We start from the raw sequence: 14014 nt of genomic DNA, 5'->3' as shown, positions 1-14014 counted from the left end.
ATTTTGTGTTTTTTGGCCGGGCGAATACCCGGCATCAAGAAGTTACATGCGCATGGAAACGGCCAGACGGTTAAAACAATTCATCAGCCCGATGGCAAACGTTAAGTCGCTGATCTCTGCTGCACTGAAATATTCAAGCAAAGGCTGATAAACCTCGTCTTCCGCATGGGTTCGGGCAATATCGGTCACCGATTCCGCCCATGCCAGCGCCGCCCGCTCGCGATCGTCAAAATGATGGCTTACGCGCCAGCCTGCCAGGGCGTCCAGTTTGTGCTGCGGCACACCGGATTTGCGTAATGCTTTGCTGTGCATCTCCAGACAAAATGCGCAGCCATTGATTTGCGAGACGCGCAAATAAATTAACTCCATCAGCGTGGTATCCAGCGCGCTATTTTCCAGTGCCGTTTTGGCCTGCACCAGTGCGTTATACACTGCCGGGCTAAGTTCGTAGTAAGGCTGACGTAATGTAGTCATACAGTTTCTCCTCTTATTAACGCCCGCAATGTAGCACTATAATGGACTGCTAAAGAGAGCCATAAATTACGTAAAAAAGCAGACCATATGCCACGTTATCAGGATATCGCCCGTCAGTTAAAAACGGCTATTGAGCAAGGGGAACTGAAACCTGGTGCAAGGCTACCTTCGAGTCGTACCTGGTCGCAGGAACTGGGTGTGTCTCGATCCACTGTCGAAAATGCGTATGCTGAGTTGGTGGCGCAAGGATGGCTGGTCAGGCGGGGACAGGCTGGCACATTTGTCAGTGAGCAGATACATCCGCAACAATCTGCTGTGGATGTCGTGGCTTTTGCTGGTGAAAGTCAGCAGCCACTGCCATTTCAATTGGGATTACCCGCACTCGATCTCTTTCCGCGAGAGCAGTGGGCGCGGGTGATGGGGCGTCGCCTTCGTACCCAGACGCGTTTTGATTTGGCATTAGGCGATGTCTGCGGTGAGGCGGCGTTGCGCGAGGCAATAGTTGATTACTTACGCGTTTCACGCGGGATTGATTGTCAGCCAGAGCAGGTCTTTATCACTCATGGTTATGCGGCCTCAATGGCTTTAATTCTGCACGCGCTGGCGAAACCGGGAAACGGGATGTGGATGGAAGATCCCGGCTTTCCACTGATTCGCTCGATTGTCACTCGCCACGGTGTGGAAATTTTACCGGTGCCGGTTGATGACAACGGACTGGATGTCACAAGCGGAATACAAAATTATCCTGATGCGCGTTTTGCTCTGATTACTCCGGCACACCAGAGCCCGCTGGGCGTGGCGCTCTCTTTAGCGCGCAGGCACCAGATGCTGGAATGGGCAGAACGTAGTCAGGCATGGATTATTGAAGATGATTATGACAGTGAGTTTCGCTATCACGGTAAGCCGTTACCGGCACTAAAAAGTCTCGACGCACCGCAGCGGGTGATTTATGCCGGAACATTCAGCAAAGCGCTATTTCCTGCATTGCGCTGTGCGTGGCTGGTGGTGCCGGTGGAGCAGATTACGCAATTCCGGCAACAGGCGTCACTGGAGCCATGTGCGGTACCCGTACTGTGGCAGAACACACTGGCAGATTTCATTCGTGAGGGGCATTTCTGGCGGCATCTGAAGAAAATGCGTCAGCACTATGCTCAACGTCGGCAGTGGATTGAGCAGGCGTTGACGCAGCAGGGATTTCAGGTTGTGCCGCAAAAAGGTGGTATCCAGATGGTTATCAGCATGGTGGGCGACGATATTGTCCATGCTCGTAAAGCCAATGCTGCTGGCCTTGCGGTGCAGGCACTTAGCGACTGGCGTATCCGCTCAAATGGGGAAGGAGGATTGCTGCTCTCGTTTACCAATATCGTTAGCGAAAGTATGGCGCAGCAGGTGGCACAACAATTACGCAGCGCCTTAAGTTAAAAACCCCGAAGTCAGGCTTCGGGGCCAGGGACGTGTATTTATTATCATTGTTTCACTACGATTTACGCATGCTTAACAACGCGCCGATAAAAATACCTACCGCAGCAGCTGTTCCCACACTACACCAGGGTCTTTCACGAACAAAAGAGTCTGCGCAGCCAACAGCATCGCGCGCGGCTTGCTGGACGCGAGTTCGACCATGCATCCGCGCCCTGGTTTCTTTCAGTAAAGCCTGAGCTTTACTGCGTGCGGCTTCGGCTTCCCCTTTGGCGTCGCTGCCCCAGGACTTCAATACAGATTCCAGGCTGTCAGCTAATTGATTGACATCATTCTGAATATCCTGCACGCCATCATCGACGTCGTTACGGTTCGGTCTGTTAAACATATGATCTCCCATCAGGATTCAATGTAATTTTCAGTGTAGACCATAATTTTCTTAACAGAGATTCATCGTGGCTTTATGGACTTTTCTGAAAGCGTTGTGAATGCTCAATCAGGTAAGGTAGGGCCGCGGTAGATAATAACGAGGATAAAATATGTATTTACGACCAGACGAGGTGGCGCGCGTACTTGAGAAAGTCGGTTTTACCGTCGATGTGGTAACCCAGAAAGCTTATGGTTATCGCCGCGGGGAAAATTATGTCTATGTTAATCGCGAAGCGCGAATGGGACGTACCGCACTGGTAATTCATCCCACGTTAAAAGAACGTAGTTCGACACTGGCAGAACCGGCTTCCGATATTAAAACTTGCGATCATTACCAGCGGTTCCCGCTCTATTTAGCGGGTGAGCGTCACGAGCATTACGGCATTCCACACGGTTTCAGCTCGCGTGTTGCGCTTGAACGTTATTTACATGGATTGTTTGGCGAAGCCAATTAAAGACGCGACTGGCATTGCCAGTCGCGACAAAGAAGGATCAGGCTTTTACCTGCTGGTAATTGCTGACTTTGAACAGGCGGCGGCAGTAATCAAGGAAGTAGCCATAGACCGCACCCATCAACATCGAAACGACGATGTTTGAACTGACCGCTGCCATAATCTGGTGCCAACCCGCGCCCACGACGAGTAAGATTGCCATATATACCGGTGACTGGAACGTCACATAAGCCAGAATATCCGCAAGATTTTTTACCCAGCCCGACGAGCCAACTTTGCGTGCCATTCGCATAAATAGATCGCGGTACATACCGTATGGCCATGCAATTAAGATGTTCACCGGAATCGCTACCAGTCTGGAATAAAGGGACTGTTCGAAGCTCATTCCGGAGAGAAATACTTCGATAAACATGTTCACGACAGAACAGTAAACAACCATCGCGAACGTATCTGCTACTGCATGACGCAAGCGTGACTGCGGTGAGAACATGCCCATGCTCCTTAATAAACGCGAAATCGGATGAATGTGAATGCAGTGGTTTAAATTACCGTTTGCACTTTCGCATAGCGTATATCGCTGGCTATGACTTATCAATTAGTGAAAAATTTTTATTTCCTTGGTTTTTGTAGATAAAATATTCCGTAGTGGCGCATTTTTTGTACATTCTGGGTTTTTTTATGTCTTAAAATATAATGTTATTTTAAATCATTATGTTATGACGTAGTTCAGATGTCTTTTGGCAGAGTGATCAAGGTGTGTTTACGCAGCAAAGCGTAGAGAATTCGGCTTAGGAGCGCGCCTGGCCTCATTCAGCATCTTTTATGTTGTAAAGCCTGTAATGGCAGCACAAAGTTTCAGGTTTGAATAATTAATATGTATTCTTTTTATATGCATATTTATGCTGGTTGCGTGTTCCATTATCGGCCGGGAGGTTGTATCGTACGCCGGAACACTCGCCAGTCGCTGTAATAAGTAAGTTAAATGGCTGCTATATAATTTGCATATAAGCATTAATGTGTCAGCAAATAACGCACGAAATAATATCCCTTCGCGATTGTAAATATATTAAATTTTGTGGAAATATAATAAGTGATCGCTTACACTACGCGGCGAAATACTTTTTGTTTTGGCGTTAAAAGGTTTTCTTTATTATGTCTGTAATGTTACAAAGCTTAAATAACATCCGCACCCTTCGTGCAATGGCTCGCGAATTCTCCATTGACGTTCTTGAAGAAATGCTCGAAAAATTCAGGGTTGTCACTAAAGAAAGACGTGAAGAAGAAGAACAGCAGCAGCGTGAACTGGCAGAACGCCAGGAAAAAATTAGCACCTGGCTGGAGCTGATGAAAGCTGACGGTATTAACCCGGAAGAGTTATTAGCTGACGGCACAGCTGCACCGCGTGCAGGTAAAAAGCGTGAACCGCGTCCAGCAAAATATAAATTCACCGACTTCAATGGTGAAACCAAAACCTGGACCGGTCAGGGCCGTACGCCGAAGCCAATTGCTCAGGCGCTGGCAGAAGGTAAATCTCTCGACGATTTCCTGATCTAATCCCTGGCGCCGGATGCCGCCTCTATGGCGCATCCGGCGTTGCTTCTCAAGTTCGCTGATTCCACGGCATCTTATCTAATAGCCTTGCCATCCCGCAAAAACCACTGATTCCTGCAAACATTAATCCTGCGCCGACAAATCCACTTAATAAGAAGAAGCTGCTATTAATGGCATAACCCAGTACGACGCCGATTAATATTAAGCCGCCAGCGGCGATCTGTACCTGACGCATTAATGGCAAAGGTTGAGATTTATTTTCTGCTACCGGCAATCCCGCTTTTTTCCAGCCATCGATCCCATCTTCCAGTAAAAAGACCTCTGCGGGGGCGGCAATCGCTGCTAATTTATCGGCGTTATTGCTGGTGCGTTTACCTGCCTGGCAGTGGAATATAATTTGTTCGCTACGCAATTTATCCGGAAGACCAGACTGTTCTATCACGGATAATGGTGCCAGACAGGCTGCTGGAATATGTTCACGAAGATATTCGTCGGCATCACGAATATCGATTAACTTTGCACCACGCGCGATTAATTCTTGCGCGTCATGCGGTGAAATTGTTATCAAAGCCATCGTCACTCCTTACGGACAATAGATATTTTTCAGGGTGGCGATAATGGCATTTACCGCCTCATTTTTAATGGAATAAAGAATGCGTTGGGCGTCCCGCTGGCTGTCAATAAGTCCCTCGTCACGCATGCGAGCCAGATGCTGTGACGTGGCGGAGGCGCTAAGTCCGGTAATGCGAGCCAGTTCTCCGGCGCTGGTCCCTGGTGACCCGCAAAGCATGCACAGAATCAACAACCGTTTGGGGTGACTCATTGCTTTCAGTAAGGCCGCAGCCTGTTCGGCGCTGGCCTGTAGTTGGGCGAGTTCAGTCATAGTTATTTAAGTATTTTCTAAATTAAGTGAATTCTAAACTAAAAATGCAACGTATACCAGCGTCAGCAGCGTAAATGAGGGTAAACGCGTAGGCTGAAACTGGCTGGTTCCGCTAAAATTATTACGCTTAAGAGATAAAATCTCTTTTTAAACAATGGTTAATTTTCTTATAGGGAGTAAATATGGGTTTCTGGAGAATCGTCATCACCATCATTTTGCCGCCGCTCGGCGTGCTGCTTGGCAAAGGATTTGGCTGGGCGTTCATCATTAATATCTTGTTGACGCTGCTTGGGTATATCCCTGGTTTAATTCACGCTTTCTGGGTGCAAACCCGCGATTAACTCTGTGCTTACTCCGCGGCGTTAGTGCGCCGCGTTCCTCTGCTACACTTTCTGAGTGTTTCCGTTAACGAACGAGGTAACTATGGGTCTGTTCAATTTTGTGAAAGATGCCGGAGAAAAGCTCTGGGATACAGTTACTGGTCAGCATGATAAAGACGATCAGGCGAAGAAGGTGCAGGAGCATCTGAACAAAACCGGCATTCCAGATGCCGATAAAGTAAATATCCAAATTACCGATGGCAAAGCGACGGTGACTGGTGATGGTTTGAGCCAGGAAGCGAAGGAAAAAATCCTTGTTGCGGTGGGGAATATTTCTGGTATCGCCAGCGTCGACGATCAGGTAAAAACTGCGACACCAGCCACTGCCAGCCAGTTTTATACCGTTAAGTCTGGCGACACGCTTAGCGCCATTTCCAAACAGGTCTACGGTAACGCCAATCTGTACAATAAAATCTTCGAAGCGAATAAACCGATGCTGAAAAGCCCGGATAAAATTTATCCGGGACAAGTGTTGCGTATTCCAGAGTAATGGCGGTTAGTCCGCCATCGCCTGCTGGATAATGGGAATCGGCGTCAGCAAATGCTGGCGCATTAACTCACTGGCGCGCGCGGTATCTCGCGCCAGGACGGCTTCGGTTAAAATTTGATGTTGGTTGTGTTTATCTTCCAGCATTTCCACGGAAAGTACCGTTCGCCGCAGCCAGATGAAGCGATAGCGCGCCGCCAGATCAAACAACCGTTCACGCATTTGCAGCAAATAGTGAGAACCACAGCCTGTCACAATTGCAGTATGAAACGCCTGATGACGCAGATCCCACTCATCAAGCATTTTCTCACTGGCGTCACAGGCCTCAAGCTTACTGAGCAGATGCGCCTTCGCAAGAACGTCAGCCTCCCACTCATCGCCACCGCGGGCAATCGCCAGACTCACTAGCATTGCTTCCATATTGGCGCGGGCATCGAAAATATCGAGCAACTCCTGCTCTGACATAGAGGCCACCCGATACCCTTTTTGATTCACCACCGTGACCAGTCGTTCTGCCACCAGTTGCGAAAGCGCTTCCCGCAACGGCCCAACGCCAAGTGCATAACGCGATGTCAGCAAACTCATCCGTAATTTTTCATCCGGCTGAAAATTGCCGCGAATAATATCGTTCTTCAGCCAGCGATAGCCATCCAGAGACGTAATGGTCATGGTGTGACTCCTGATCATTATCAGCGCGTATTATGAATGGGTGTTTTTTGCCACATTATCAGCTTTTTCCAGCGCGCCATAATTGGCACGGTACAGATAATCCCTATCGCTAATAAGCCGGTGGAGATCACTTCTAACTGTTGCGCTGGACGGAATAGCATTACCACCAACACAAAAGTAATAAAGCCAATCACCAGCCAGGTGAGCCACGGATAAAGCCACATTCGCAGGCGAATTTCACCGCCTTCCGCCAGCAGGATTTTACGCATTCGTAATTGTGAAACGGCGATGACTAAATAAACCAGCAGGGCGATAGCGCCGGAGCTGTCGATCAGGAATTTAAACACTTTAGCAGGTGCGTAATAGTTCACTACCACCGTTAAAAATGCCGCACCGGTCGAGAGTAATACTGCCACGTACGGGGTTTTACTGCGGTTAATTTTACCCATTACCGCGGGCGCATCACCGCGACGGCTTAAGGAGTAGAGCATTCTTGACGCGGTATACAGCGCCGAGTTCAGGCAACTGGTTACCGACAGCAAAATAACGCAATCCATAATGAATTTGGCGTGCGGAATATTCAGCAGTTCCAGCACGGAACGGTATGAGCCCACGGTTTTCAGTCCGGGCATATTCCACGGAATTAAGGCCACGACGACAAAAATAGAACACAAATAGAAAATTGAGATACGCCAGATAACTGAGTTGGTGGCGCGAACAATATGTTTATCCGGCGTGTCGGATTCTGCGGCGGCGATGGTGACAATTTCCGCGCCCATAAACGAGAACATGGTGATCAGCATCGCGCTTAATACCGCCCCGAAGCCGTTGGGCATAAAGCCGCCGCTATCCCATAATCTTGAAATACCGCTCACTTCTGCATATGGGTAAAAACCGCTAATCGCCACTGCGCCGAGGAAAATAAATGCCAGGATGGCAATCACTTTGCATATCGCCAGCCAGAACTCAAATTCTCCGTAGTTTTTAACGCTTAATAAATTACTGCCGGTTAAGGCGAGGGTGATAACGAGGGAAAATAACCAGATGGGAATACCGGGAACCCACGAGTGCAGGATCATGGCGGCGATGTTGGCTTCCAGAGGTATAACCAGTACCCAAAACCACCAGTACAGCCAGCCGATGGTATAGCCCGCCCAGCGGCCAATAGCTTTATCGGCATAGGTGGAAAAGGAGCCGGTGTCGGGCGTGGCTACTGCCATTTCCGCCAGCATCCGCATAATCATAACCACCAGTAGCCCGGCGAACAGATAGGCCAGCAATACCGCCGGGCCTGCTTCGGCGATGGCGACACTGGAACCGACAAACAGACTTGCGCCGATAACACCGGCAATAGACAACATGGTGACGTGGCGTGATTTCAGCCCGCCGCCTAACTCATGTGATTGCGATGATTGCCCCATCCTGAATCCTCTCGAAAGTGTGTCACTTGGGAGAGCGCCCCGACATTTCCCGCGTCGGGTCACGCGTTTAATTGTTATTGATTCTTTTTGCCGGAGAGCGGCTCCGCCTTATCCGGCCGACATAGATTTATTCCTGTTCACGTACAGATTGTCGGATGCGGCGTAAACGCCTTATCCGACCTGGATTCCCGTAGGCCGGACAAGACGCAAAGCGTCGCCTCCGGCATGGGTACGGACTTACTGTTTCGCCTCAGCAAAACACTGGCTGATGATATCCAGACCCTGCCGGATCTGAGCGTCTTCAATGGTGAGCGGTACCAGGATGCGCAGCACGTTGTAATACGGGCCGCAGGAGAGAAGAATCAGGCCCTTATCGCGGGCGCGCGCCACGATCTCGGCGGTGAGTTTGGCGTTCGGTTTACTGTGATCGCCATCTTCAAACAGTTCGATGGCGATCATCGCCCCCAGCCCACGTACGTCGCCGATCTCCGGGTGTTTTTCGGCGATCGCCAATAACCCTTCTTTCAGCTTTTGCCCCAGGTCGTTGGCTTTTTGCAGCAGATTTTCCTGCTCGAACACCTTCAACACTTCCAGCGCCGCCACGCAGGCAATCGGGTTACCCGCATAGGTGCCGCCAAGGCCGCCCGGTGCGACAGCGTCCATCACTTCGGCACGCCCGGTGACGCCCGCCAGCGGGAAGCCGCCCGCGATGGATTTCGCAAAGGTGGTGAGATCCGGCGCAACGCCCATCTGCTCCATCGCAAACAGCGTGCCGGTACGCCCCGCGCCGCTCTGCACTTCATCGGCAATCAGCATGATCCCGTGTTCGTCACACAGCGCGCGTAAACGCTGCATAAAGGCTGGCGTCGCGGCGTAGAAACCGCCTTCGCCCTGAACGGGCTCAATCACGATGGCGGCGATATCTTCCGGCGCCGCGTCATTTTTGAAGATTCGGTGGATACTGGCGATAGCGTCATCCTCGCTGATGCCATGCAGCGGGCAAGGATAAAGCGCGCGATAAACATGCCCCGGCATCAGCCCCATCCCCGCAGAGTACGGATTCACCTTGCCGGTCAGCGCCAGTGTGTAATGCGTGCGCCCGTGATACGCGCCGCTAAAGGCAATGGTGCCGCTACGTTTGGTGGCGGCGCGGGCTATTTTCACCGCGTTCTCCACCGCTTCCGAACCCGTGGTGACCAGCAGCGTTTTTTTGGCAAAATCGCCCGGCACCTTCTGATTCATAATCTCGCACAGCTCCAGATACGGCTCGTAAGCCAGTACCTGGAAGCAGGTGTGCGACAGTTTTTTCAACTGCGCTTCCACCGCGGCAACCACCTTCGGATGCAGGTGCCCGGTATTGAGCACCGCAATCCCGCCCGCGAAATCAAGATACTCACGGCCTTCAACGTCCCACACCCGGCAGTTTTCCGCGCGGTCAGCGAAAATCGGGTGAATTTGCCCAACGCCACGGGGGATCGCCTGACTGCGGCGCTGCATTAACTCTTTATTGCTGCTCATTCGCGTTCTCCAGTTAAAGACCGATGCACATATATTTGATTTCTAAGTAATCTTCGATGCCATACTTCGAACCTTCACGACCCAGACCCGAGGCTTTGATACCGCCGAACGGGGCGACTTCATTGGAAATAATGCCGGTATTGATGCCGACGATGCCGTACTCCAGCGCCTCGCCCACGCGGAAGACGCGGCTTAAATCACGGGCGTAGAAATAGGCGGCAAGACCAAACTCGGTGTCATTGGCCTGCGCAATCACATCAGCTTCATCTTTAAAGCGGAATAGCGGGGCGAGGGGGCCGAATGTCTCTTCTTTCGACACTTTGGCGTTGGCCGGAACGTCCACCAGAATGGTCGGCTGGAAGAAGTTGCCGCCGCGTTCGTGCGCTTTACCACCGCAAACCACGCGTGCGCCTTTCTCCAGCGCATCGGCAATATGCTCTTCCACTTTTGCTACCGCTTTTTCATCGATCAGCGGCCCGATGGTGACGTCTTTATCCAGCCCGTCGCCGATGTGCAGTTTGCTCACCGCCTGCTGCAATTTTTCGGCAAAACGGTCATACACGCCGTCCTGCACGTATAAACGGTTGGCGCAAACGCAGGTTTGCCCGGCGTTGCGGAATTTCGAGGCCAGCGCGCCTTCCACGGCTTTATCGAGATCGGCATCGTCAAAGACGATAAACGGCGCGTTGCCGCCGAGCTCCAGCGACACTTTTTTGATGTCTTTCGCGCACTGTTCCATTAACTGGCGGCCAATTTCGGTCGAGCCGGTAAACGACAGTTTGCGTACCAGCGGGTTGCTGGTCAGTTCATTACCGACCGCGCCTGCCGAACCGGTGACCACGTTAAACACGCCAGCCGGAATGCCCGCGCGAATCGCCAGTTCCGCCAGTGCCAGCGCAGAGAACGGCGTCTGACTGGCGGGCTTCAGCACCATGGTGCAGCCTGCCGCCAGCGCCGGACCAGCTTTGCGGGTAATCATCGCCGCCGGGAAGTTCCACGGCGTGATGGCGGCGGTAACGCCAATCGGCTGCTTGATAACAATCAGGCGTTTATCGGCCTGATGACCGGGAATGGTGTCGCCATAAATACGTTTGCCTTCTTCGGCAAACCACTCAATAAAGGAGGCGGCGTAGCTGATTTCGCCTTTCGCTTCAGCCAGCGGTTTGCCCTGTTCGAGGGTCATCAGGCGCGCTAAATCGTCCTGATGCTCCATCATCAAATTGAACCAGTTACGCAGAATGTTGGCGCGTTCTTTGGCGGTGAGCGCACGCCAGGCGGGCAGGGCGCGGTTGGCGGCGTCGATAGCCGCGCGGGTTTCATCCGCGCCCATTTTCGGCACGCTACCCAGCTTGTCGCCGTTCGCCGGATTGGTGACGTCGATGACCTCGCCATTGTTGGCGTCCAGCCATTCCCCGTTAATCAACGCCTGCTGGCGGAATAAGTTACTGTCGTTAAGTTTCATTGTTACGTCCTGTTTTCAAAGGTTATTGATTAAATGCGGCGTGTAAGGCATCCACACTACGTGCCGCTTGCAGCGTGCGTCCGGGGTTACTCTGGCTTGCCAACAGCGTTTGTACCTTGCTGACAATATGCGCACCAATAGGAATTGCTGATGTCGCTGCCGGGGAGGGCGCATTGCAGGTGTGGATCGTGCGCGGGGTGGTGACAAACAGAAAATCGTCAATCAGCTTGCCGTCCGGCGATACTGCCTGCGCCCGCACACCGGCGGGCCAGGGCTGGAGATCGCTTAACGAAAGCCGGGGGCAATACTTTTGCACCAGCCGCAGATAGCCGCTTTTGCACAGCGAGTTTTTCATCTCGCCCAGTCCTGAGCGTAGATGGTTTTGCAGCACCCGGCGAATCCCCGACGAGCCCAAAATCTCCAGTGTGTCACTAAATGAGAAGTCGCGCTTGCGATAGCCTTCGCGTTTGAAAGCCAGCACCGCGTTTGGCCCGACGGTCACGCTGCCGTCGATCATGCGAGTGAGATGAACGCCCAAAAACGGCATTGCCGGATCGGGAATGGGGTAAATCAGGTGGTTAACAATCTGGTTATGCTCCGGCGCAAGGCGAAAATACTCGCCGCGGAACGGGCAGATAATAAAGCCAGGTTCGAGGCCGAGCATTTTCACCAGCCGGTCAGCCATCAGCCCGGAACAGCTAATCAGCGTCGATGCTTCATATTCGCCGCTCTGACGGGTACGTATCACCACGCCGTTTTTATGCTCACTGAGCGCGCTGACTTCGGCGTTATAGATAATCTCACCGCCTCTGGCCTGGAAAATTTTTGCCATCGCCGCCGTTACTTCGCGGTAGCTGACAATGCCGCTGGACGGCACAAAAATGCCGCCGAGCCCGGTGATATTCGGTTCGCGCTCGCGCAGCTCGTCGGCGTTTAACCACTCGCGCTCAATACCGTTCGCCGCTGTGCGTTCCCATAATGCCCGCATCCGCTCCATTTCGAGTTCGGATGTGGCGACCAGCATCTTGCCGCAGTTGTCGTAGCGAATGCCGTTTTGATCGCAAAAGGCTTTGGTGGCGCGGTTTCCCGCCAGGCAAAACTGTGCCTTCAGGCTGCCGGGCGTGTAATAAACCCCGGCATGGATCACGCCGCTGTTGTGGCCTGTCTGGTGACAGGCCGGGCCGGACTCTTTTTCCAGCAACGCAATGCGGGCGTCCGGATAGACATCAATCAGTTGCATGGCGGTCGACATGCCGATGATGCCGCCGCCAATAATCACAAAATCATACATCCGCTCAATTCCTTTGCGCTTACTGATGCGTCTGGTAGTGGTGAGTGGCGTAAGCGAAATAGCCGCGCTGGCGCATCAGTTCACGACGCAGATCCGGATGCGCGGTAAAGCGGTCGCGACCGTGCAGCCAGAACAGGTTGTTAATCAACAGGAATTTGCCAACGGGAACGGGCACAGAAAGAATGCCTTTGCTGGTTTCAATGGCGTCCGAAAGCTCGCTCAACCACACTCCTTCTTCGAAGTCTTTTGGCTGGACGAACTGGTCGATATAGCGCATCACCGGCCGGCCCTGCTGATCGACGTCGAACACAGGATGGAATACATCTTTACTGACGTTTTTACTCGGCGGCGCGGCAAAGCGCATCGGGCGACGTGCCAGCGGATGGCGGAAATAATGGTCCAGATGTTCCCAGTCATCGAGATGCAGCAGCAGCGAGTTTCCGCCCTGCATGTTCTGCTCGTCGATTTTCATCATCAGCACGTAGTCGGTGATCTCTTCAACGTAGGTACCGTCGTTATGCAACTCCATCACACGGTGCGGCTGACGCAGGTAGCTGTCTGAGTTATCGACATTTTTCACTACAAAACGCGCGTAATACTGACCGCTCATGGCATCGAAATTGGAACGGCCAATCAGATGTGCCACCGCCGTTGCCAGTTTCACCATCTCATCAGCCTGCGCAACATCATCGACACCTAACGCGTTGATCAACAGCGCACCTTCAGCGCGGTTTAACAACGTTTTCAACAGCAACGGTTGCAGCTGATTCGCACACAGATCGTCGAGAATTTTGCCTACCCGAAAACGTAGAAACGATTTGTACTCCAGCGCCTGCACTGGCCATTCGGTAACCTGTTCGAGAAACTGTTTGGTCGTCTGTTCGGTGAAGGTGAGTTCCAGCAGACGCGGGGATTGCGCTGACGGGGTGAGGGTGAATCCGCTATAGTTCTGGCCTGAATCGACAGCGTTATTTTGTACGGCGGTCAGTGCATTCATCAGAAGCGATCCTCTTATGAGATGTAGGGTGACATGGCGATGCTCATTTCGTAGCCATAATCTAAAAATATCTACATTTCTGAAAAATGCGCACAAAAGTTACATATTGTTTTCTTATTGTGATCAAAAACAACAAATCAATAACAAAAATGTAAGGGGTAAGAATTGGGATGAAAGGGAATGAATAATTAAAACAATATATTAAGTGTACTTATACTCATTTTCGAACTGGTGGCATTTGTTTAAATGCTATTTAAACTGCTTTTTCAGAGTTCGGAGTTACTTCAACTTACTGAGTTCCGTGTTGACTAATGTGAGTAAGATCAATCGCATCCAACCGATGTTACTTGATGGCATCGATAACAATCTTAATGAACAAACAGATTCCGGGAAGACTGGCTATGGAGGCTAATTTTTCTCTTTCTGGCAACGGGTTAATGACAGTTACCATTTTTCGAGAATCTGATACTGATCTGAGGGATGCTGTATATGTCTGGACTGTAATTGAATGGGGTTTACACACGATGGAATCTGGACCAATAAAAAAGCCCGCATCAGCGCAATGCCGATCAGTTAAGGAT

Annotated in this window: 17 protein-coding genes; 5 read left to right on the top strand and 12 right to left on the bottom strand. The window is 51.5% G+C overall.

Going from position 1 to position 14014, the window contains the following annotated elements; genetic code table 11:
* Positions 1-42: 42 nt before the first annotated feature.
* Positions 43-474: a carboxymuconolactone decarboxylase family protein gene (locus FEK42_RS13135; RefSeq protein WP_130208077.1), complete on the bottom strand. Its 432-nt coding sequence runs from the start codon at positions 472-474 to the stop codon at positions 43-45.
* Between the two features lie 87 nt (positions 475-561).
* Between FEK42_RS13135 and FEK42_RS13130 the strand changes: the two genes are divergently transcribed.
* Entirely contained in the window at positions 562-1896 is a 1335-nt protein-coding gene (locus FEK42_RS13130) for a PLP-dependent aminotransferase family protein (RefSeq protein ID WP_135490229.1), read from the top strand.
* A gap of 55 nt (positions 1897-1951) precedes the next feature.
* Here the strand turns inward: FEK42_RS13130 and FEK42_RS13125 are convergent, their stop codons facing one another.
* The gene (locus FEK42_RS13125) at positions 1952-2281 is read right to left on the bottom strand and encodes a DUF883 domain-containing protein (protein ID WP_001295174.1); all 330 of its coding nucleotides are present in this window, start codon (positions 2279-2281) and stop codon (positions 1952-1954) included.
* A 151-nt stretch (positions 2282-2432) separates the two neighbouring features.
* Between FEK42_RS13125 and FEK42_RS13120 the strand changes: the two genes are divergently transcribed.
* Positions 2433-2777 (top strand): DUF2002 family protein, encoded by a 345-nt coding sequence (locus tag FEK42_RS13120; RefSeq protein ID WP_130208081.1) that lies wholly within the window; start codon positions 2433-2435, stop codon positions 2775-2777.
* Between the two features lie 37 nt (positions 2778-2814).
* Here FEK42_RS13120 and alaE read toward each other — a convergent pair whose 3' ends face one another.
* Positions 2815-3264: an L-alanine exporter AlaE gene (gene alaE, locus FEK42_RS13115; protein WP_130208083.1), complete on the bottom strand. Its 450-nt coding sequence runs from the start codon at positions 3262-3264 to the stop codon at positions 2815-2817.
* A 662-nt stretch (positions 3265-3926) separates the two neighbouring features.
* Between alaE and stpA the strand changes: the two genes are divergently transcribed.
* Complete coding sequence (gene stpA, locus FEK42_RS13110; protein ID WP_135492912.1) at positions 3927-4328, top strand: DNA-binding protein StpA; 402 nt, start codon at positions 3927-3929, stop codon at positions 4326-4328.
* A gap of 46 nt (positions 4329-4374) precedes the next feature.
* On the opposite strand, the gene FEK42_RS13105 is transcribed toward stpA, so the two are convergent.
* Both FEK42_RS13105 and FEK42_RS13100 read right to left on the bottom strand, forming a co-directional pair.
* A complete protein-coding gene (locus FEK42_RS13105; protein ID WP_130260073.1) occupies positions 4375-4899 on the bottom strand; it encodes a rhodanese family protein in 525 nt (174 codons plus the stop codon).
* 9 nt (positions 4900-4908) lie between these two features.
* Positions 4909-5208, bottom strand: coding sequence for a metalloregulator ArsR/SmtB family transcription factor (locus FEK42_RS13100; protein WP_130208087.1), 300 nt, complete (start codon positions 5206-5208; stop codon positions 4909-4911).
* Between the two features lie 182 nt (positions 5209-5390).
* On the opposite strand from FEK42_RS13100, the gene FEK42_RS13095 reads away from it, so the two are divergent.
* Together FEK42_RS13095 and kbp are read left to right on the top strand one after the other, a co-directional pair.
* Positions 5391-5549 carry a YqaE/Pmp3 family membrane protein gene (locus FEK42_RS13095; RefSeq protein ID WP_000508177.1) on the top strand — a complete coding sequence of 53 codons (159 nt, stop codon included), beginning with the start codon at positions 5391-5393 and terminating at the stop codon, positions 5547-5549.
* 82 nt (positions 5550-5631) lie between these two features.
* A complete protein-coding gene (gene kbp / locus FEK42_RS13090) occupies positions 5632-6078 on the top strand; it encodes a potassium binding protein Kbp (RefSeq protein ID WP_064529911.1) in 447 nt (148 codons plus the stop codon).
* A gap of 6 nt (positions 6079-6084) precedes the next feature.
* On the opposite strand, the gene csiR is transcribed toward kbp, so the two are convergent.
* The 7 genes from csiR to FEK42_RS22870 all read right to left on the bottom strand — a co-directional run.
* Complete coding sequence (gene csiR, locus FEK42_RS13085) at positions 6085-6744, bottom strand: DNA-binding transcriptional regulator CsiR (protein WP_130260075.1); 660 nt, start codon at positions 6742-6744, stop codon at positions 6085-6087.
* A 20-nt stretch (positions 6745-6764) separates the two neighbouring features.
* Positions 6765-8165: a GABA permease gene (gene gabP, locus FEK42_RS13080; RefSeq protein WP_135407608.1), complete on the bottom strand. Its 1401-nt coding sequence runs from the start codon at positions 8163-8165 to the stop codon at positions 6765-6767.
* A 237-nt stretch (positions 8166-8402) separates the two neighbouring features.
* Positions 8403-9683, bottom strand: a complete 1281-nt coding sequence (gene gabT, locus FEK42_RS13075; protein WP_138211852.1) for a 4-aminobutyrate--2-oxoglutarate transaminase — start codon at positions 9681-9683, stop codon at positions 8403-8405.
* A 13-nt stretch (positions 9684-9696) separates the two neighbouring features.
* Positions 9697-11145 carry an NADP-dependent succinate-semialdehyde dehydrogenase gene (gabD, locus tag FEK42_RS13070; protein WP_001625728.1) on the bottom strand — a complete coding sequence of 483 codons (1449 nt, stop codon included), beginning with the start codon at positions 11143-11145 and terminating at the stop codon, positions 9697-9699.
* Positions 11146-11167: 22 nt separating this feature from the next.
* Positions 11168-12436: an L-2-hydroxyglutarate oxidase gene (gene lhgO, locus FEK42_RS13065; protein WP_138211851.1), complete on the bottom strand. Its 1269-nt coding sequence runs from the start codon at positions 12434-12436 to the stop codon at positions 11168-11170.
* 19 nt (positions 12437-12455) lie between these two features.
* The gene (gene glaH, locus FEK42_RS13060) at positions 12456-13433 is read right to left on the bottom strand and encodes a glutarate dioxygenase GlaH (protein ID WP_138211850.1); all 978 of its coding nucleotides are present in this window, start codon (positions 13431-13433) and stop codon (positions 12456-12458) included.
* A gap of 343 nt (positions 13434-13776) precedes the next feature.
* A partial coding sequence (locus FEK42_RS22870; RefSeq protein ID WP_205714129.1) for a hypothetical protein occupies positions 13777-14014 on the bottom strand: 238 nt, incomplete at its 5' end.

The organism is Escherichia sp. E2748 (assembly GCF_005781125.1).
Classification (GTDB): domain Bacteria; phylum Pseudomonadota; class Gammaproteobacteria; order Enterobacterales; family Enterobacteriaceae; genus Escherichia.
This window is presented reverse-complemented; position numbering and strand designations above follow the sequence as displayed.

What these genes read in the sequence shown, in the direction of transcription:
- FEK42_RS13135 (WP_130208077.1), bottom strand. Translation starts at nt 474, where the DNA reads ATGACTACATTACGTCAGCCTTACTACGAACTTAGCCCGGCAGTGTAT.
- FEK42_RS13130 (WP_135490229.1), top strand. Translation starts at nt 562, where the DNA reads ATGCCACGTTATCAGGATATCGCCCGTCAGTTAAAAACGGCTATTGAG.
- FEK42_RS13125 (WP_001295174.1), bottom strand. Translation starts at nt 2,281, where the DNA reads ATGTTTAACAGACCGAACCGTAACGACGTCGATGATGGCGTGCAGGAT.
- FEK42_RS13120 (WP_130208081.1), top strand. Translation starts at nt 2,433, where the DNA reads ATGTATTTACGACCAGACGAGGTGGCGCGCGTACTTGAGAAAGTCGGT.
- alaE (WP_130208083.1), bottom strand. Translation starts at nt 3,264, where the DNA reads ATGTTCTCACCGCAGTCACGCTTGCGTCATGCAGTAGCAGATACGTTC.
- stpA (WP_135492912.1), top strand. Translation starts at nt 3,927, where the DNA reads ATGTCTGTAATGTTACAAAGCTTAAATAACATCCGCACCCTTCGTGCA.
- FEK42_RS13105 (WP_130260073.1), bottom strand. Translation starts at nt 4,899, where the DNA reads ATGGCTTTGATAACAATTTCACCGCATGACGCGCAAGAATTAATCGCG.
- FEK42_RS13100 (WP_130208087.1), bottom strand. Translation starts at nt 5,208, where the DNA reads ATGACTGAACTCGCCCAACTACAGGCCAGCGCCGAACAGGCTGCGGCC.
- FEK42_RS13095 (WP_000508177.1), top strand. Translation starts at nt 5,391, where the DNA reads ATGGGTTTCTGGAGAATCGTCATCACCATCATTTTGCCGCCGCTCGGC.
- kbp (WP_064529911.1), top strand. Translation starts at nt 5,632, where the DNA reads ATGGGTCTGTTCAATTTTGTGAAAGATGCCGGAGAAAAGCTCTGGGAT.
- csiR (WP_130260075.1), bottom strand. Translation starts at nt 6,744, where the DNA reads ATGACCATTACGTCTCTGGATGGCTATCGCTGGCTGAAGAACGATATT.
- gabP (WP_135407608.1), bottom strand. Translation starts at nt 8,165, where the DNA reads ATGGGGCAATCATCGCAATCACATGAGTTAGGCGGCGGGCTGAAATCA.
- gabT (WP_138211852.1), bottom strand. Translation starts at nt 9,683, where the DNA reads ATGAGCAGCAATAAAGAGTTAATGCAGCGCCGCAGTCAGGCGATCCCC.
- gabD (WP_001625728.1), bottom strand. Translation starts at nt 11,145, where the DNA reads ATGAAACTTAACGACAGTAACTTATTCCGCCAGCAGGCGTTGATTAAC.
- lhgO (WP_138211851.1), bottom strand. Translation starts at nt 12,436, where the DNA reads ATGTATGATTTTGTGATTATTGGCGGCGGCATCATCGGCATGTCGACC.
- glaH (WP_138211850.1), bottom strand. Translation starts at nt 13,433, where the DNA reads ATGAATGCACTGACCGCCGTACAAAATAACGCTGTCGATTCAGGCCAG.